Raw genomic sequence first — 19466 nt, 5'->3', positions numbered from 1 at the left:
TTAGCAACAAATACTACAATCCCAAAAGCCCCAAAACATCGAAAAAGTTTTACTATTTTTATTATCTGTTTTGTCATACACGAAAATAAAGTCATTAAAGTCATTTATGATATGATTTCAGCATTTGAGGGATTAAAGCTGCTCATTATCTGAAACTTCGAATAACAGCCCCAAGAACAGAAAGAAAGCTTTTTGCTAACGGACTATTTTCTGCTTTTGTTGACAAAACAATAGCCCTACATCTTTATCATAAAGCTATATTTACACTCATCTCACTAAGATATTGAAATAAAATGAAAATATATGTGGTTTATCTTTTTTCTTCATTAAAATGACATATTTTTTACTGAAAAATCGACAACAATTAAAACTGTTTTAATTTACGATAAATCTATCTTAAAAATAAAATTAGAAATCCCTTTTCATTTAAAAACTTATAAATTTCCACTTCTTTTAGCAAACATACGGCCCAATAAAGCAAAAAACATTATGAATCTGAATGATAAAAAATGAACTGAATAAAATCATAGACCGCTGTCTTAATAACACTGCTCATATATCATATAAATGAACAAGCTAAAAACACACTCTTGATAACAGAATTACAGAAAGAAGAAACATCCTATTCATAAGAAAATATTTATCCGATCTTTTTAACTTTGAATAAGTATCCTTTCTTAATAAGATCAAAAGATTATTGATCTCTGTAAACACAAAAAGCATTAAGACTCTAAGCTGTTCTTTCTAAAGTCATAGATAGAAGCTACTATATGCTTGATATAAATAGATTAAAGCCTTTTCTATTATTTACTATATTATTTTAATGTCACTATATTTACTTAAGATTTTTTTACTGTTCTTATAGCGCTATTTTTATCAAACTCTTCAAGTATATTATTATGATAATAATTGAATATTTTTATACTTTTCACACATTGTAAAAAAATATCCTTTAATTGAACCACTCCATAACACGAGAAAGCATACGGTTCATAATACTCTTTCTTTTTTCTGGAAGCATTATATTATATATTTCTCTCGTACTTCTACATAATGATGGTATGCTTTTTACATTCTCAGGATTGCGTATCATCATATTCTTTATACTATTAATTACATGTTCTTCAAAATCTGAGGCACTAATCAGCATTATTTCTTCAAAGTGCTTGATTAATGCAGGATCTATTGAATTAATTGCGTCTTTTGCCCAAGAAAAATCTTCTTGTTTCCAACCAAAATCTCTTCGTAACAAAGCCCCTACATCACTGTACAACATACTCTCTTGAATTTTACAAGAAAGCATAATTACGGGATAATACTCAACAGTTTCATCAATCGCTCTATCGTTTAGAATCTCTGCATTTTTTGCATCACTACTTATTCCTAATTCATAAGCGCTTCGAGATTTTAGATATTTTTTCACTTGACTTATTTTATCTTCATATTCCCCTATTCTATACTCTCTTGCTCTATGCGCTCTATATGCCAATTCCGTCTTTTGTTTCGCTAAATCATCTAGTTTTGAATCAAGCTTATAACGCTCTTCATTAAGATCTTTTTGTTCTTGTATAAGCCTATCATGCTCTATATTATGAGAGCGTATTTGCGAAAGCGTTAAATCAGCAAATGTCTTCTCAATAAACTTCATCCTTTTTTCAATAACTTGTAGTCTTTCTTTAATACGTTTATATTTTTCATCAAGCGTTAAACCAGAAAGCGATAATTCGGTTAAACTAAACTCAGCATGAGCACTTTTTAGGCCATATATGCAAGAGAGTAACAAAAAAATAATCGTTAAAAACTTTTGTAATGAAGAAAACATGTTATCTTGGTTTAAATTTTTAGAGAATTGACAGAAAATACTTATGTGTAAATGCTATTATTGCGGTTATGCTGTCTAAGCTATTTTTCTCATTATATCAATACGTCTTATAATAAAGATGTAAGGAATCCTTTTTATTATAAACTTTAATTTTCTCTTATAAAAAACTAATAACTGGTTATTTTTATATAGTTTTATAAAAATAAGGCATCATTCTAAAAATTAAAGAAACTTCTTTAAACAGAATGCTGTTCTGTCATTTCTACAAGCTGTGTCATAATCGTTGCTGCCCCAATAAGTCTTTCATCAACTTTAGCCCAATCCCGAATAAGAGCAATAGTTTGATCCGGACGAATTTTTGCCATTGAACCTTGTTTTCCTACCCACTGAACAAGAGCAACACTATTGGAAAAATAGTTATTGCGAAATTGTAGAACTATACCCTTTGGTCCAGCATCTAATTTTTCTACATTTGCTTTTCGACACAATGTTTTGATATAAAAGACTTTAAGGATATGTTGAACTTCAAGAGGTAAAGGACCAAAACGATCGATTAACTCCGCTGCAAATTCATCAATCTGTTCTAAATTCTCGAGTTCTGTCAAGCGTCGGTAAAGTCCCATGCGTAATGATAAATCAGGTACAAAACTTTCTGGTATCATCACGGTTGTACCGAGTGAGATTTGAGGTGACCATTGCTTATCCTCACTGAGCTCTCCATCTTTTAATTCAGCAACAGCTTCTTCAAGCATTTTCTGATAAAGCTCAAATCCAACTTCTTTAATATGTCCTGATTGTTCTTCACCTAAAAAATTGCCTGAACCACGAATATCCATATCGTGACTTGCCAATTGAAATCCTGCCCCCAATGTATCAAGAGATTGTAAAACTTTAAGACGACGATCAGCCGCAGGCGTTAAAACTTTACCAGATGGAAATGTAAAGAGTGCATAAGCACGTTGTTTTGAGCGCCCTACCCTCCCGCGTAATTGGTAGAGTGCAGAAAGACCAAACATCTCAGCACGATGCACAATTAACGTATTGGCTGTTGGAATATCAAGACCAGATTCAATAATGGTGGTCGATATCAAAACATCGTATTGCCCATCATAAAATGCATTCATAATATCATCAAGTTGTCCAGCCGGCATTTGTCCATGAGCCACAATGAATTTAAGTTCTGGTACATGGGTTTTGAGATATTCTTCGACAAAAGCCAGATCAGAAATACGAGGACAAACATAAAAACTTTGTCCACCACGATAATATTCTCGAAGCAATGTTTCGCGTATAACAAGTGCATCAAATGGTGAAATAAAAGTACGAACTGCCATTCTATCAATAGGGGGAGTTGTGATGAGTGAAAGTTCACGTACCCCTGATAATGCCAATCCTAAAGTTCGTGGTATAGGGGTTGCTGAAAGTGTCAGAACATGAATATCACTTTTGAGCTCTTTTAAGCGCTCTTTGTGTTTTACCCCAAAATGTTGTTCCTCATCAATGATAAGAAGACCTAACCGTGAAAAATTGACTGCACCACTTAAGAGTGCATGGGTTCCAATGACAATATCAATTGTACCATCTGAAAGACCTTTTTTAACTTGTGCAAGTTCTTTCGCTTTTACAAGCCTTGAAGCATGACCAATTTTAACTGGTAATCCTTGAAAACGCGAAACAAACGTTTTGTAATGCTGACGTGAAAGTAAAGTTGTTGGGACAACAACAGCCACTTGATAACCATTTAATGCTGCAACGAAAGCACTTCGAATAGCCACTTCTGTTTTTCCAAAACCAACATCACCGCATATCAAGCGATCCATCGGTTTACCTGCGGCTAAATCATCTAATACAGCATCAATGGCATTCATTTGATCTTCCGTTTCTTCATAGGGAAAACAAGCAACAAATTCATCAAATGGTCCAACTGGTGGTAATAAAGCAGGCGCAGCACGTGTTGTCCGCTCTGCAGCTATACGGATTAATTGCCCTGCCATTTCCAATAGATGTTTTTTAAGACGAGCTTTACGTGCTTGCCAAGCAACACCTCCTAATTTGTCTAAAGTTACCTCTGTTCCTTCTGAGCCATAACGCGAGAGAAGCTCTATATTTTCAACAGGTAAAAAAAGTAAATCACCTCCAGCATATTTTATTTCAAGACAATCTCGCAAAATTCCAGTGGTTGTAATGGTTTTTAGACCAACAAATTGGCCAATGCCATGATCGATATGCACAACAAGATCACCAGAATTTAAAGCAGAAATCTCAGAAATAAAATTTGTATTGCTCTTACGCCGCTTTGGCGATCTTATGAAGCGGTCCCCAAGGATATCTTGCTCTGCTATTATAGCTAAATCTTCAGCTTCAAAACCATGTTCTATCATGATAACAGCGGCTAATATGCGATCTCGTGGGGTTGCTTTGACAGTTTGCAAGGATTTTACGACATCTATTTTTTTCAATCCATGCTCTTCAAGAACTTGTACCAAACGATTGAGAGAGCCTTCACTCCAACACGCTAAAAGCACTTTTTTGCCATCAGCACGTAAAGATGCGATGTGATCAATAACACTTGAAAAAACATTTTTTTCTTGCGCATTACGCTCTTTGACAAAATCATACCCCTGTTTAACTTGTGCGTGAATAACTGTTTGTTCCAAACTTTGTGGAATATTAAAAGGCGAAAAATCAATACGCTGTGAAAATTGTTGCACGCATTCTAAAACACGCTCTGGCGTTAAATAAAGAAGATTAGGGTCTATTGGATGATACGAAGTCGAATTTTCTTTATCATTTTCGCGCTCTTTACGTGCGCTGTAATAATCTTCAATAAGGCGATAACGTTCAATGAACACATCTTCTATAAGATGATCAAAAACAAGGGGTAAATCGCCACAATGGTCAAAAAAACTATCAAGGTTTTCATAAAAAAATGGAAGCCAATGTTCCATACCAGCAAAACGCCGACCTTGAGCAATTGCTTCATAAAGCATGTTATTTTTTTGTGATATACCAAATGTACGGGTATAATTGCTTTTAAAACGGCTGATGCATTCTGATGTAAGAACAACCTCGCTCATTGCCTGTAATAAAAGTTCAGTTTTTTGACGTGTTGTTCTTTGACTTTCTGGATCAAATACGCGGATACTTTCTAGGGTATCTCCAAAAAAATCAAGGCGTAAAGGTTCAATATCCATAGGAGAAAAGATATCAAGTATTCCTCCCCTTACAGCAAATTCACCAACATCACGGACAACCGTAACGCGTTCAAAGCCATTGGTTTCTAGGAATTGAATGAAATGCCCCATGTTATGGCGTTGACCAACATGTGCGTGAATAAGCTGAGCTTCTATCACTTCACGGGGAGGCAATTTTTGCATAATCGCATTGGCTGTTGTTAATATAATTGCAGAATGTGGATTTTTGCGTAAATTGGCTATATGTGCCAGCGCCGATAATCGACGTGCCATAATAGCAATTCCTGGTGATACGCGATCATAAGGCAAACAATCCCATGCAGGAAATTGAAATACCGGCAAATTGGGTTCAATAAAATTTAAAACTTGTTGTAAATGAGCAATTTTTGTGCCGTCTCGAACAACATAGATGAGGGGTTTACCTTGTGCAATTTCTGAACTTAATTGTGCAAGAGCAAAGGCTTCAAATCCATCTGTAACGCCATCAAAAATCATAGGAACAGAACTATTGGGGGGAATGACATTTTTTTTAAATATAGGCATAAAAATCAACAATTTAAGCGATTACGATAATTGGCAATATCACGAAAAAGTGGACTATCAACTTCAGAAGGTGGTGCAATTTCTCCGGTAATCCATGTGAGCAAGTCACGATCATCAAAAGACATAATATATTCAAGTTCACAGAGCGTTTTATCATTCATCTCAGTGATATGAGAATCAACATAATGTCCAAAAATGAGATCCATTTCACGAATACCACGATGCCATGCACGAAAAACCAACCGGCGACGACGCGCATCCAGTTGATTTTTGTCAACAACAAAAGCTGTCATAAAAAGACTCCTTTAATAAATTAATATAAACTGTTCAATCTTTAAGAATTAAAATTTATATCTTTCCTTTAAGGAAGCTCAATAATCTTTTGTTCTTTAAGTGTAATTCGACGATGCATTTGCTTTGCCAAAGCATAATTATGTGTTGCAATAAGAGCAGAAAGACCAGATTGACGAACAAGAACAGATAAAGCTTGAAAGACATAAGCTGAAGTTACGGGATCAAGATTCCCTGTAGGTTCATCTGCCAGAAGAACTGATGGTCCATTTGCTACAGCACGTGCAATAGCAACACGTTGTTGCTCTCCTCCCGATAATTCTGAAGGACGATGGTGTGCTCGATGAGAAATACGCAGATACGTCAATAATTTACGCGCACGATCTTCTGCGATGGGCTTTTTTAATCCTGCTATCATTTGCGGTATCATAACATTTTCTAAAGCCGTAAACTCTGGAAGTAAATGATGAAATTGATAGACAAAACCAATATCATTTCGTCTGATAGCTGTTCGCTCACGATCAGAGCGCTTTGCACAAGAAATACCTCGTAACATCACATCACCAGCGGTTGGTTTTTCTAATAACCCAGCAATATGAAGCAGTGTTGATTTTCCTGCACCAGAGGGTGCAACAAGTGCAACCAGCTCTCCACGATTAAGAATAAAATTCGCTTTATCTAAAACAATAAGCGGCTTATCACTCTCAAAAAAGCGTCTTTCAATCTCTACAAGCTCTAAAATTGCTGTCATTATTCATACCTCAAGGCTTGTACAGGATCTAGCTTAGCAGCACGCCATGCCGGAATGAGAGCAGCAAGAAATGACAAGAATAAAGCCATCATAGCAACCAAGACAGTTTGTTTCCACTCAATTTGTGCAGGCAGTTTTGTTAAGAAATAAAGTTGAGGATTAAATACGTCGACATTAAATAACCAAGATATAAAGTCTTGAATATGATTAATATTCAAGGTCGCAATAATACCCAAAATTAACCCCAATATTGCTCCAATAAAACCAATCATCATTCCTGTAATGATAAATATACGCAAAATCGCACTTTGTTGTGCACCCATTGTACGTAAAATTGCAATATCATGGCTTTTATCTTTTACAAGCATAATGAGCCCTGAAATAATATTCAAAGCAGCAACAAGAACAATTAGAGAAAGAATGAAAAACATAACATTCCGTTCAATCTGTAAGGCTGAAAAAAAAGCCTGATTGCGTGTACGCCAATCAATTAAATAGATCGGTTGATCAATGGCTTTTTCTACAACAGGTTTTATTTGATCAACAGCATCAGGATCGTTTAAAAAGAGCTCTAAAGATTGAACTTTATCGCCTAAATTAAAAAACATTTGTGCTTCATGAAGAGGCATAAAAACGAATATTGAATCATACTCAGACATACCAACTTCAAAGATCGCAACAACTTTATAAGCTTTCACACGCGGTGTAACACCAAAAGGAGTTTCATCACCATTGGGGGAAATAATACGAAGATCTCTCCCAACGGTAAGTCCCAATTTTTCTGCTAAGCCACTTCCAATTGCAACACCTTCTTCTTGATCAAACCGAGAAATTGATCCTAATTTAATGTTTTGAGAGACTGTTTTAAGCTTTTCTAGATCTTGTTTGCGCATCCCGCGAACTAATGCACCAGAACCACCTTGAACTTCACCTTGAACAAGCGCTTGACCTTCAATAACAGGCAAAGCAAATTTCACACCATTTGTCGCTTCTAAAGAAGAAATAAGACTCTTATAATCATCAAAACCAGAATCAACTGTTTGGACAATAAGGTGCCCATTCATACCAAGAATACGATTAAGAAGTTCTGTACGAAAGCCGTTCATCACTGCCATAACAACAACCAGAGCGAAGACTCCCAACATAATCCCAATGAGAGAAATAATTGAAATAACAGAAGCAACAGCATGCTTTTTATTGGGAATCATATAACGAAAAGCGATCATCCACTCATAAGACGAAAACCATTTATTTTTCAGCCTCTTCATAACATTTCCTATTAAATTATAGAAAGTTGGCTGATGACATCTTCAACCTTTAGAGATTTTTTTGCACCTGTTTTTCGATCTTTAATTTCAACTTCATTTTGTGCAATGCTGTTGGGACCAATAATAATTTGAGTTGGCAAACCAATCAAATCCATTGTTGCAAATTTTGATCCAGGGCGTTCATTTCTATCATCTAATAATGGATCAAAACCGACATCTTTTAATCCTTTATAGAGAAACTCACACGCCTTTGTACATTTTTCATCATCGGGTTTCATATTGATAATGCCAAAATCAAACGGTGCCATTGATTTTGGCCAAATAATTCCTTTTTCATCATGAAAAGCCTCAATAGCGGCCGCCACAAGACGTGAAGGTCCAATACCATAAGATCCCATAGAGACCACATGCTCTTTTCCATCTTGTCCCATAACTTTTGCTCCCATAGGAGCAGAATATTTCGTCCCGAAGTGGAAAATATGCCCAACCTCAATACCACGCGCTGAAAGACGATTTTCTTCAGAAACTTTAGCCCACTCTTTCTCATTATGCATTTCTTCTGTCGCTGCATAAAAAGATGTCCACTGTTTAATAGTATCATCTAAAATAGCTTTATTACTAAAATCGATTGAACTGTCGGGAACGCTAAGTTCAAGAAATTGTCTATCACAGAAGATCGCACTCTCTCCTGTTTCAGCCAAAATGATAAACTCATGACTAAGTTCCCCCCCTATTGGACCTGTATCAGCACGCATGGGAACTGCTTTTAAACCAAGGCGAGAAAAAGTGCGTAAATAAGCAACAAACATACGATTATAGGATGTTTTAGAACCTTCATAATCAAGATCAAAAGAATAAGCATCTTTCATTAAAAATTCTCGTGCCCGCATTACACCAAAACGTGGGCGAATTTCATCACGGAACTTCCATTGGATATGGTACAAATTAAGCGGAAGATCTTTATAAGAACGCACATAGGAGCGAAAAATATCTGTCACCATCTCTTCATTGGTCGGACCATAAAGTAAATCACGCTTTTGACGATCTTTAATGCGGAGCATTTCCAAACCATAATCATCATACCGACCGCTTTCACGCCAAAGATCAGCGGATTGAATTGTCGGCATTAATATTTCTATTGCACCAGCACGCTCTTGCTCTTCACGAATAATTTTACAAACTTTATCAAGCACTTTCTTTCCCAAAGGAAGCCAAGAATAAATTCCTGATGTTTGTTGTCGAATCATCCCAGCACGCAACATGAAACGATGAGAAACAATCTCTGCTTCTTTAGGATTCTCTTTTAAAAGTGGAAGGAAATATTGAGAAAGACGCATTGAAATAATTAACTCCTACTCAGATCTATCATATTGAAACAATTTAACATACCCTCTATTCATCTATAACTGCATTTATAACTGCATTCTGAATACTTGCAAATATAACGATCTTATTGTTTAAAAATTTGTTGTGCTTTAATCTCTATTTTTCTTAATTAAGCAGTAAAATAAAAATGCTCTTCTCTTTTTAAATAATGTAATCTGGAAATGCTTTATTTTGACTGATGTAAAAAAACCGTGCAGAGAGGTTTTTTTTGCCAAATTTCATAAACAGCTGCTCTCACTGCACGTCGTGTTGCCTCTCGAATAAGTTCATTATTTTTTCGTTTCATGCGTGGAATATTATAAACTGTATTTTCTACAATATCTAAAAGAATATCTTTCAATTTTTCCCCCTCTCCATTAGTTTCAGGCAATCCCAATGTTGTTAAACCAATATCCCCTAATAATTCATGCTTACTATTCATATGGAGAGAAACAGCAACATGACCAGCGTAACTTAACTTTCTACGTTCACGAATTCCTAGCTCATACTCATCTCCAAGAAGACAGCCATCCTTATAAATACGACCAACAGGCACTTGATCAATAACTTCTACAGGCGTTGGTGCAAGACGCAACATATGGCCATTTCGGATATCTCTAACCATTTTAATCCCTGCTTGACGTGCTAAAGCTGCTTGAGCCGTAAGATGTATTGCCTCACCATGTACAGGCACAAGTATCTGCGGTTTTATCCAATCATACATCTGTAAAAGTTCTGAACGACGGGGATGACCTGAAACATGAACCAGTGCATCTTCATTCGTAATAACTTTAATACCCAAATCGATGAAACGATTTTGTATCTCAAGAATTGCTTTTTCGTTTCCTGGAATGCTTCGTGATGAATAAATAACAGTATCACCAGCAGAAAGCGCAAGATTCCTCATCCCCTCACGTGACAGTTTAGCCAAAGCAGCACATGGCTCACCTTGACTCCCTGTGACAATTAAAACAAGTTCTTTTCGTGGAATATAACCATAATCATCTTCCGTTATAAATGGCGCTAACCCATCCATATAACCAAGCTCTTGTGCAACCATAATCGTTCTCTTAAGGGAACGCCCAATAACAAGAACCTTACGCCCAACAGCTTCAGCAGCAAGAGCAATAGAACGTATCCGACCGATATTAGAAGCAAAAGTTGCTATTGCAACACGCCCTTCAGCTTTTGAAATAACCTCAGAAAGACTGTTTTGAACCTGCTCTTCTGATGGGGATATACCATCCCGACACGCATTTGTGGAATCACAAAGCAAGGCTAAAACACCTTCATTACCTAAAGCTCGAAATCTTTTTTCATTCGTTATAGCCCCGAGCGAAGGGGTATGATCAATTTTCCAATCACCGGTATGAACGACAGTCCCCAAAGATGTTGTAATGGCTAAAGATACAGACTCTGGTATTGAATGGTTAACAGCAATAGCCTCTATAGCAAAGGGTCCAACCTGTAAACAGTCTCCTGCTTGAAAAATATTGCATGACATTTTATGAGACATAAAGTCGGCTTGCCTTTTGCTTTCCAATAACCCTGCCGTAAAAGCTGTACAGTAAAGTGGGACTTGTAACTTTGGCCATAAATCAAGAACAGCCCCATAATGATCTTCATGTGCATGTGTTAAAACAAGACCCCGTATATTATGTTTTTCATTTTCTAGAAAACGAATATCCGGAAGAATAAGATCGACACCTGGTAATTCAGAACCCGCAAAACTAACGCCCATATCAACCAGCAACCATTCACGAAAATTTTGGGAGCCAAATCCATAAGCAGCCAAATTCATCCCTATCTCACCGACACCTCCCAAGGGGACAAAAACAAATTCATTCTCACAGGCTGCAACCATACAATAGCTCCTCAATGATTTAAGATAATCTGATCGTGTAATAAACTTTTATAAACTAATAACATCCCGCATGAACTGAAGCAGCCGAACCAAAATGTACATCCCCAGATGTTACAATAGCTTGTCTTCCATCTTCTTGCTTGATAATACAGCTAAAATCACGATCAAGGCCATCAAAAATACCCTCTATGATTTTTTTATCATTCACAATTTTGACATGTTTTCCAAGATGAGCAGAATATAAAAGCCATTTATTTCGGATTATTTCACATCCTTTTGCTTGTTTCCAAAGAAGGTAATTTCTAGAAAAAGATTCCGTCAAAACCGTAAATAACTGCTCTGCCTCAATATGCAAACCGATATCCCATAAGCTTGAAGTAGGATAGGGTGCATCTTCATAATTATATTTCACATTTATTCCAATACCAATAACCAATGCATATTTTCCTGATGATAGTTTAAAAATTTCAAGCAAAATTCCAGAACTTTTAGCACCTTTCAGTAAAATATCGTTTGGCCATTTTAAGCGCACAATATTATTTGTTTGCTTTTCATCTTTGATAAATTGTTTTATTGCCTCTACAACACTGACTCCAGCAACAAAACCAAGCTGTGCAGCTGTTTCATGAGCTATATCATCAATTAACAAAAGACTAGAATAAAGGTTCCCTTTTGGACTAGACCAAGACCTCCCCCTTCTTGCCCTTCCTTGTGATTGTTCTTGTGCAACAATCCAAAGATAACCACAATGACCAGCATGCGCTTTTCTCTGTGCAATGAGATTTGTGGAATCTACACTTTCGTACGACTGAACAGTGTATCCTTGCTTTTGTGCAAAATCTGATAAAATAGAGACCATATTCATTAAAATAATGCAGCGGCTGCTTTTTCTGCCAATTCAGCAAACCAAATTCCAAAAAAGGTGTAAAATAAAATAAATAATGCAGAAAGACCGAGGCAAAACTGAAGCTCTTTTGATAAAATAACAAAATGCGCTTTTGCGTCATCAAACCACATAATTTTAATGACCCGCAAATAGTAAAAAGCGCCAATAACAGAAGCTATCATACCAACAATCGCAAGCGGTGTTAAACCTGCATGAACAGCAGCAGAAAATGTATACCACTTCCCAAAAAAACCAGCCATAGGGGGTATACTGGCTAAAGAGAAAAGCTGTATTGTCATGACAATCGCCATAAATGGATTTGTCTTTGCTAATCCTGAAAGATCATAAATATTTTCAACATTACCACTCTGAGATCGCATTCCAAGAATAAAAGCAAATGAGCCAAGCGTAACACCAAGATAAATGGTCATATAAAGAATAACACTTTTTACCCCTAGCATATCTCCAGCCGATAAACCAACAAGGGCATAGCCCATATGACTGATCGATGAATAAGCCATTAAACGCTTAATATTATTTTGACCAATTGCAGCAAACGCACCAAGTATCATTGATGCTAGCGCCATGAAAACCAAAATTTGTTGCCATGCAGGCATCACACCATCAACACGCCCTAGTGGAATAAAGGCTATTACAATAATACGGATGATTAAAGCCATTGCAGAAATTTTAGGGGCACCGGCAAAAAATGCTGTAATCGGTGTTGGTGCTCCTTCATAAACATCAGGTGTCCACATATGAAATGGAACCGCAGAAATTTTGAAAGCCAAACCAGCTAAAATAAAAACGATTCCAAAAATGACCCCCAATTGTAAATTTTCACCTTTTAAAGCAAGAGCAATTTCGTGAAAACCAATCTGACCGGTAAAACCATAAAGTAAAGAAATACCGTAAAGCAATAATCCTGAAGATAATGCGCCTAAAACAAAATATTTCATACCAGCTTCGGACGATTTCACATTATTACGATTAATCGCTGCTAAAACATATAATGCTAAGGATTGCAGTTCTAACCCCATATAAAGCGATAGCATATTACCTGCTGAAATCATAAACATCATGCCAAGGGTTGCTAAAAGAACAAGCACGGGAAATTCAAATATATTAAACTTTTGCGCATTCGCAAAGCCAACAGACATGATAAGAGAAAAGAGCGCGCCAATGAGCATTAAAATTTTCATATAACGACCAAAAGAGTCAATAATAAGCGCATTGGTTTGAAATGAGCCTGTCTTCGGAAAAACGATGAGAATAATAATGGTTGCCACAAGAAGCGCCATGGCTAAACCTGTCACTGTTAAAGAAGCACGTCCATTGGAATAAACACCAATCATAAGCAATATGATGGCGCCTAATGCAATTAAGATTTCCGGAAGAATTAAAACTAATTGCGTTATTATTTCACTTTGCATAAGAATTCTTCCCTTATCTAGTGTAGCTTATTGATGAGGGCTTCTACGGAAAACGCCGTCGCTTTGAGAATTGGCGTTGGATAGATACCAAAGAATATTGTAAGAACAACCATCGGATAAAGAATAAATTTTTCTCTTGAAGAAAGATCTACCAGCACTTTTAAATTCTCTTTATCCAAGGAGCCAAAAACCACGCGCCGATAAAGATAAAGGGCATAGGCAGCTGATAAGATAACACCTGTTGTTGCTAAAACAACAACCAATTTATTTACTTGGAAAACACCTATTAAGGTTAAAAATTCACCTAAAAATCCTGAGCTTCCAGGGAGTCCGACATTTGCCATCGTGAAAATTAAGAAAACAACAGCATATTTGGGCATATTATTGACTAAACCACCAAACGCGGAAATTTCACGCGTATGCAAGCGATCATAGATCACCCCAACACAAAGAAATAAAGCCGCAGAAACAATTCCATGTGATAACATCTGATAAATAGCCCCTTGTATCCCCTGTTCATTCGCAGCAAAAATACCCATCGTTACATATCCCATATGAGCGATTGAGGAATATGCAATAAGTTTTTTGATGTCACTTTGAACAAGTGCAACGAGCGAGGTATAAATAATAGCGATAAGCGATAATGTGAAAACAAAAGGTGCAAAATCTGCTGAGGCAATAGGAAACATCGGTAAAGAAAAACGAAGAAAACCATATCCCCCTAATTTTAGTAAGACACCGGCTAAAATAACAGAACCTGCGGTCGGTGCTTCCACGTGCGCATCAGGAAGCCAAGTATGAACTGGCCACATTGGCATTTTAACAGCAAAAGAAGCAAAAAAGGCAAGCCATAACCACATTTGCATATGAGCCGGAAACTGATAATTGAGTAAAGTTGGTATATCAAGTGTTCCTGCCTGCCAATACATAGCCATAAGAGCAACCAACATAAGCACTGAACCAAGTAAAGTGTATAAGAAAAACTTGATACTTGCATAAACACGACGTGCTCCACCCCACACCCCTATAATGATAAACATTGGAATGAGGCTGCCTTCAAAAAAAACATAAAACAATATTGCGTCAAGAGCACAAAAGACTCCAATAATTGCAACTTCAAGAAGAAGAAAAGCAATCATATAAGCTTTTAATCTCTCTTTAACATTTTCCCAACTTGCTAAAATACAGAAAGGTAAGAGAAAAGCAGAAAGAACAACAAAAAGAATAGAAATACCATCAACCCCCATATGATAGCTAATGCCATTTCCTAGCCAATTGAATTTTTCAACCATTTGAAAGTCTGGATTAGTGGAATCAAATCCTATCCAAATAATTAAAGAAATAATAAAAACAAATATCGTCGTAAAAAATGCAACATTACGTATATTATGGCGTGCTGCTTCACTATCATCTTTGATAAACAAAATCAGAAGCACACCAACAAGTGGCAAAAATGTAACCGTAGAAAGAATAGGCCAATCGGTCATTAGTTTACGCCCCCGATCATCATCCATGTAATGAGCAATGCAATACCTATAAGCATCGCAAATGCATAGTGGTAAAGATAGCCTGTTTGCAGCCGAACAACTCTATTTGTAATATCAACAACCCGCGCAGCAATACCGTTAGGACCTAGGCCATCAATAATTTTACCATCCCCTACTTTCCAAAGAAAGGAACCAATTTTAAAGGTAGGACGAACAAACAAAAAGTTATATAATTGATCAAAATACCATTTTTGGTAAAGAAATTGATATATTCTTGGCATGGCATGAGCCATTTTCTTAGGCAGGGATGGAAAAGAAATATAGAATAAATAAGCGAACATAAATCCAAGAACCATTGCTATAAAGGGTGACCATTTGACCCAATTAAAAACATGGTGGGCATCATGAAGAATGTGATTATGGCTGCTTGTAAACAATGCGCCCTTCCAAAAAGTGTCATAGAGATCACCAAAAAAGTAAGGCTGAAAAACAACACCAGCAAATATTGCTCCAAGAGATAAAATAAAGAGTGGAACTAACATAACTGGAGGTGACTCATGAACATGGTGCATAACATCAACCGTTGCCCGTGGCTTTCCATGGAATGTCATAAAGATAAGCCGCCATGAATAAAAGCTTGTCAAAAAAGCTGCAAAAACAAGAAGATAAAAAGCATATCCTGAAGCAATATTATGGGATGCAAAAGCAGACTCTATAATCGCATCTTTGGAGAAAAAACCAGCGGTTCCGAAAAGTGTTCCTGGGATTCCAACACCGGTCAATGCAATAGTTCCGATCATCATCATCCAATAAGTGACCTTTATATGCTTGCGTAATCCCCCCATTTTTCGCATATCTTGTTCATCAGATACAGCATGAATGACAGAACCCGCACCTAGAAATAATAAGGCTTTAAAGAAAGCATGCGTAAAAAGATGAAAAACGGCAGCACCATAAGCCCCAACGCCTAATGCCACAAACATATACCCAAGTTGAGAACATGTAGAATAAGCAATAACACGCTTAATATCATTCTGCACCAACCCCACAGTTGCAGCAAAAAACGCTGTTGTTGCTCCAACAATAATAACCACGGTCAAAGCAATTGAAGACAGTTCAAAAATGGGTGACATGCGCGCAACCATAAAAACACCCGCTGTGACCATTGTGGCAGCATGAATAAGTGCTGATACAGGCGTAGGTCCCTCCATTGCATCAGGAAGCCAAGTATGTAAAAGAAATTGTGCTGATTTTCCCATCGCACCAATAAATAATAAAAGACATGTAATGGTAAGTGCTGCCTGTCCATTAAGCTGCCAACCTAAAAATGTCATATTTTGTACAAAGCTATTGTCTGCAGCTTTTGCAAAAATAGAGGCAAAATCGACCGATTGAAATAAAACGAAAATACTAAAAATTCCTAAGAGAAAACCAAAATCTCCAACACGATTGACCACAAAAGCTTTCATTGCAGCCTTATTTGCAGAATCGCGTTGGAACCAAAAACCAATCAGCAAATAAGAAGCAAGCCCTACACCTTCCCAACCAAAAAACATCTGAATCAAATTATTGGATGTCACCAACATCAGCATCATAAATGTAAAAAGAGAAAGGTAAGAAAAAAAACGAGATCTTGAAGGATCATGATGCATATAACCAATTGAATAAATATGCACTAATGCTGAAACACTGTTCACCACAATAAGCATAACAGCTGTTAATGTATCAATATGGAGAGCCCAATTAAAGCTTAAACCACCAACGGTAAGCCAATGTAAGACCAACACATCAACCACTGGAGCATGACCAAGTGCAACATTAAAAAATGCTGTCCACGACAATATAGCAACAATCACCATAAAGCTACATGTTATCAGTTCACTGGCACGATCTCCTATCGTTTTTCCACCAAGTGCAGCAATTAAAAAACCCAAAAGCGGAAGAAAGACAATTGTATGATACATCACTGGTTAGCCTTTCATTACATTAACATCTTCAACCGCAATAGAACCACGATTACGGAAGAAAACGACAAGAATTGCTAAACCAATAGCAGCTTCAGCAGCTGCAACGGTTAAGACAAATAAAGCGAATATTTGACCAACGAGATCATGAAGAAATGCTGAAAATGCAACAAAATTGATATTAACAGAGAGTAATATAAGCTCAATAGACATCAAAATAATAATCACATTTTTTCTGTTGAGAAAAATTCCAGCAATACCAATTGTAAACATCAAAGCAGAAACGATAAGATAATGCGTAATATCAATATACATATCCATAGCCCCCCTTAAATACCTTTACCTGATTCAACCTGCTTGATTTCAATGGCACTTTCTACCGTTCTAGAAACTTGTTCTGCAATAGACTGTCTCTTAACTCCCGATTTATGACGAAGTGTTAAAACAATAGCACCAATCATTGCAACCAATAAAATTATTCCAGCAATTTGAAAATAAAAAACATAATCCGTATAAAGAACGTCACCTAATGCTTGTGTATTTGTTCGTTGCACTAAATCGGGCATTGGTTGCATCACATGCGTTCTCAAGGCTGGAGAAAAATGGCTGCTCACAAAAACAACAATCAATTCTACAGCGATAATAATGCCGATAAGAGCTCCAATAGGCGCATATCGAAGAGCACCGCTCCTTAACTCAGCAAAATCGACATCCAGCATCATAACGACAAATAAAAATAAAACAGCAACCGCTCCAACATAAACAACAAGTAGAATAAGCCCTAAAAACTCTGCTCCTGCAAGCAAAAATAAAGCCGCGGCATTAAAAAATGCAAGAATTAAAAACAAAACAGAATGCACAGGATTGCGTGCTGTAATAACAATCACTGCACTTATGAGCATAATAAAAGAAAACAAATAGAAAAATGCCACCGCTAGATCTGTTAGCATAGGCTTCTCCTTAATTATTCAAACGATTGGTATAAAATTTTCATACCAGATTACAATTTATCGGAAAATTATCCGACACCTCATTAACGATACACTTAACGATAAGGCGCATCTATCAATATATTTCGAGCAATTTCTCGCTCCCAACGATCTCCATTCATTAAAAGCTTTTCTTTATCATAATAGAGTTCTTCACGCGTTTCTGTTGCAAATTCAAAGTTTGGGCCTTCAACAATAGCCTCTACGGGACAAGCTTCTTGACAAAAACCGCAGTAAATACACTTAACCATATCGATATCATAACGAACAGTTCTCCGTGTTCCATCATTCCGTCGCGGTCCAGCCTCAATTGTTATCGCTTGTGCGGGGCAAATTGCTTCACATAATTTACACGCAATACAGCGCTCTTCACCATTTGGATAGCGACGCAGTGCATGCTCACCACGAAACCGTTGAGAAACAAATCCTTTTTCATAAGGATAATTAATCGTAGGCTTTGGCGAAAAAAATTGACGCATAGCTAGAAAAAAAGCACTCACAAACTCCAATAAAAGAAGTGACTTTGCCGCCTGAATAAAACCTGACATCGTAAAATCTCCTCTTAAACGAAATTTGTAAACTTTAAAAAAGCTGCAGTTATCACAACCATTGCGAGTGAGAGAGGAAGAAAAACCTTCCAACCAAGCCGCATGAGTTGATCATAGCGATAGCGTGGAACAAATGCTTTGACCATAGCAAACCAAAAAAATACAAAACAGACTTTTAAAACAAACCAAATGATACCAGGAACCCAATTAAGCCACCAAACATCTAGGGGAGGAAGCCAACCGCCTAAAAATAAAATGGTTGTCAAAGCACACATTAAAACAATAGCAACATACTCACCAAGAAAAAAGAGCATATAAGGCGTTGAAGAATATTCAACCATGTGACCAGCAACAAGTTCAGATTCTGCTTCGACTAAATCAAAAGGGGGACGATTGGTCTCTGCAAGCGCAGAAACAAAAAATATAATAAACATTGGAAAAAGAACAAGCCAATTCCAATCGAGAAAACTGTTAAAAGGAAGACCAAGAGTTGTACCAAGCCCATGACTTTGTTTCAAAACAATTGTTGTGAGATCCAGTGATCCACTTACTAAAATGACGGTCACAAGCACAAAACCAATAGAAACTTCGTAAGAAACCATTTGTGCCGCTGAACGAAGAGCCCCTAAAAAAGGATATTTTGAATTTGATGCCCATCCCCCCATAATAACCCCATAAACTTCAAGAGATGAAATGGCTAAGATGTAAAGCAAGCCAACATTAATCTTCGCAACCTCCCAACCTTCATTGACAGGAATAACAGCCCACGTTGATAAAGCCAGTGTTGCTGAAACAAAAGGAGCCAAAAGAAAAACCCCTTTATTGGCACCAGCAGGGATAATAGGCTCCTTCAAAACAAATTTAATTAAGTCTGCAAAAGATTGTAGCAATCCCCATGGCCCAACAACATTGGGACCACGCCGCAATTGCACAGCAGCCCAAATCTTTCTATCTGCATAGAGGAGATAGGCAATCAATACTAAGAGAACAACTAAAAGAAGAAGTGTCTTCCCAACGATAACGAGTAATGGCAACAACCAAGTTATAAAGAAATCATACAT

At 36.9% G+C, this 19466-nt stretch carries 15 protein-coding genes; all 15 read right to left on the bottom strand.

Features of this window, described 5'->3' with window-relative positions; all coding sequences use genetic code 11:
- Nucleotides 1–952: 952 nt before the first annotated feature.
- Nucleotides 953–1822 (bottom strand): hypothetical protein, encoded by an 870-nt coding sequence (locus tag AC6ER8_RS04180; protein ID WP_497079553.1) that lies wholly within the window; start codon nt 1820–1822, stop codon nt 953–955.
- 236 nt (nt 1823–2058) lie between these two features.
- On the bottom strand, nt 2059–5559 hold the full coding sequence (gene mfd, locus AC6ER8_RS04175) for a transcription-repair coupling factor (protein ID WP_497079551.1): 3501 nt from the start codon (nt 5557–5559) through the stop codon (nt 2059–2061).
- A 5-nt stretch (nt 5560–5564) separates the two neighbouring features.
- On the bottom strand, nt 5565–5852 hold the full coding sequence (locus tag AC6ER8_RS04170; protein ID WP_497079549.1) for an FAD assembly factor SdhE: 288 nt from the start codon (nt 5850–5852) through the stop codon (nt 5565–5567).
- Between the two features lie 68 nt (nt 5853–5920).
- A complete protein-coding gene (locus AC6ER8_RS04165) occupies nt 5921–6601 on the bottom strand; it encodes an ABC transporter ATP-binding protein (RefSeq protein ID WP_497079547.1) in 681 nt (226 codons plus the stop codon).
- The gene (locus tag AC6ER8_RS04160; protein ID WP_497079546.1) at nt 6601–7869 is read right to left on the bottom strand and encodes a lipoprotein-releasing ABC transporter permease subunit; all 1269 of its coding nucleotides are present in this window, start codon (nt 7867–7869) and stop codon (nt 6601–6603) included. Before AC6ER8_RS04160 ends, AC6ER8_RS04165 begins: the two co-directional genes overlap by 1 nt.
- A gap of 11 nt (nt 7870–7880) precedes the next feature.
- Nucleotides 7881–9206 (bottom strand): proline--tRNA ligase, encoded by a 1326-nt coding sequence (gene proS / locus AC6ER8_RS04155; RefSeq protein WP_497079544.1) that lies wholly within the window; start codon nt 9204–9206, stop codon nt 7881–7883.
- Between the two features lie 215 nt (nt 9207–9421).
- A complete protein-coding gene (locus tag AC6ER8_RS04150; RefSeq protein WP_497079542.1) occupies nt 9422–11098 on the bottom strand; it encodes a ribonuclease J in 1677 nt (558 codons plus the stop codon).
- A 55-nt stretch (nt 11099–11153) separates the two neighbouring features.
- Entirely contained in the window at nt 11154–11963 is an 810-nt protein-coding gene (locus AC6ER8_RS04145; RefSeq protein WP_497079541.1) for a biotin--[acetyl-CoA-carboxylase] ligase, read from the bottom strand.
- Nucleotides 11963–13417, bottom strand: a complete 1455-nt coding sequence (gene nuoN, locus AC6ER8_RS04140) for an NADH-quinone oxidoreductase subunit NuoN (protein ID WP_497079539.1) — start codon at nt 13415–13417, stop codon at nt 11963–11965. Before nuoN ends, AC6ER8_RS04145 begins: the two co-directional genes overlap by 1 nt.
- A gap of 17 nt (nt 13418–13434) precedes the next feature.
- Nucleotides 13435–14904 carry an NADH-quinone oxidoreductase subunit M gene (locus AC6ER8_RS04135; protein WP_497079599.1) on the bottom strand — a complete coding sequence of 490 codons (1470 nt, stop codon included), beginning with the start codon at nt 14902–14904 and terminating at the stop codon, nt 13435–13437.
- On the bottom strand, nt 14904–16868 hold the full coding sequence (gene nuoL, locus AC6ER8_RS04130) for an NADH-quinone oxidoreductase subunit L (RefSeq protein WP_497079537.1): 1965 nt from the start codon (nt 16866–16868) through the stop codon (nt 14904–14906). The genes AC6ER8_RS04135 and nuoL overlap by 1 nt, the downstream gene beginning before the upstream one ends.
- Nucleotides 16869–16874: 6 nt before the next feature.
- Nucleotides 16875–17183, bottom strand: coding sequence for an NADH-quinone oxidoreductase subunit NuoK (gene nuoK / locus AC6ER8_RS04125; RefSeq protein WP_497079535.1), 309 nt, complete (start codon nt 17181–17183; stop codon nt 16875–16877).
- A 14-nt stretch (nt 17184–17197) separates the two neighbouring features.
- The gene (locus AC6ER8_RS04120; RefSeq protein WP_497079534.1) at nt 17198–17818 is read right to left on the bottom strand and encodes an NADH-quinone oxidoreductase subunit J; all 621 of its coding nucleotides are present in this window, start codon (nt 17816–17818) and stop codon (nt 17198–17200) included.
- Nucleotides 17819–17913: 95 nt separating this feature from the next.
- Nucleotides 17914–18405: an NADH-quinone oxidoreductase subunit NuoI gene (gene nuoI / locus AC6ER8_RS04115; RefSeq protein WP_120101470.1), complete on the bottom strand. Its 492-nt coding sequence runs from the start codon at nt 18403–18405 to the stop codon at nt 17914–17916.
- Nucleotides 18406–18419: 14 nt separating this feature from the next.
- The gene (nuoH, locus tag AC6ER8_RS04110; RefSeq protein WP_497079597.1) at nt 18420–19466 is read right to left on the bottom strand and encodes an NADH-quinone oxidoreductase subunit NuoH; all 1047 of its coding nucleotides are present in this window, start codon (nt 19464–19466) and stop codon (nt 18420–18422) included.

The sequence above is a fragment of the Bartonella sp. SL320 genome (genome assembly GCF_059687635.1).
Note: the sequence above shows the minus strand (reverse complement) of the source record. Positions and strands in the feature narration are given on the sequence as shown.

Coding starts and splice junctions, on each gene's coding strand:
- AC6ER8_RS04180 (WP_497079553.1), bottom strand. CDS start 1,822: ATGTTTTCTTCATTACAAAAGTTTTTAACGATTATTTTTTTGTTACTC.
- mfd (WP_497079551.1), bottom strand. CDS start 5,559: ATGCCTATATTTAAAAAAAATGTCATTCCCCCCAATAGTTCTGTTCCT.
- AC6ER8_RS04170 (WP_497079549.1), bottom strand. CDS start 5,852: ATGACAGCTTTTGTTGTTGACAAAAATCAACTGGATGCGCGTCGTCGC.
- AC6ER8_RS04165 (WP_497079547.1), bottom strand. CDS start 6,601: ATGACAGCAATTTTAGAGCTTGTAGAGATTGAAAGACGCTTTTTTGAG.
- AC6ER8_RS04160 (WP_497079546.1), bottom strand. CDS start 7,869: ATGAAGAGGCTGAAAAATAAATGGTTTTCGTCTTATGAGTGGATGATC.
- proS (WP_497079544.1), bottom strand. CDS start 9,206: ATGCGTCTTTCTCAATATTTCCTTCCACTTTTAAAAGAGAATCCTAAA.
- AC6ER8_RS04150 (WP_497079542.1), bottom strand. CDS start 11,098: ATGGTTGCAGCCTGTGAGAATGAATTTGTTTTTGTCCCCTTGGGAGGT.
- AC6ER8_RS04145 (WP_497079541.1), bottom strand. CDS start 11,963: ATGAATATGGTCTCTATTTTATCAGATTTTGCACAAAAGCAAGGATAC.
- nuoN (WP_497079539.1), bottom strand. CDS start 13,417: ATGCAAAGTGAAATAATAACGCAATTAGTTTTAATTCTTCCGGAAATC.
- AC6ER8_RS04135 (WP_497079599.1), bottom strand. CDS start 14,904: ATGACCGATTGGCCTATTCTTTCTACGGTTACATTTTTGCCACTTGTT.
- nuoL (WP_497079537.1), bottom strand. CDS start 16,868: ATGTATCATACAATTGTCTTTCTTCCGCTTTTGGGTTTTTTAATTGCT.
- nuoK (WP_497079535.1), bottom strand. CDS start 17,183: ATGTATATTGATATTACGCATTATCTTATCGTTTCTGCTTTGATGTTT.
- AC6ER8_RS04120 (WP_497079534.1), bottom strand. CDS start 17,818: ATGCTAACAGATCTAGCGGTGGCATTTTTCTATTTGTTTTCTTTTATT.
- nuoI (WP_120101470.1), bottom strand. CDS start 18,405: ATGTCAGGTTTTATTCAGGCGGCAAAGTCACTTCTTTTATTGGAGTTT.
- nuoH (WP_497079597.1), bottom strand. CDS start 19,466: ATGTATGATTTCTTTATAACTTGGTTGTTGCCATTACTCGTTATCGTT.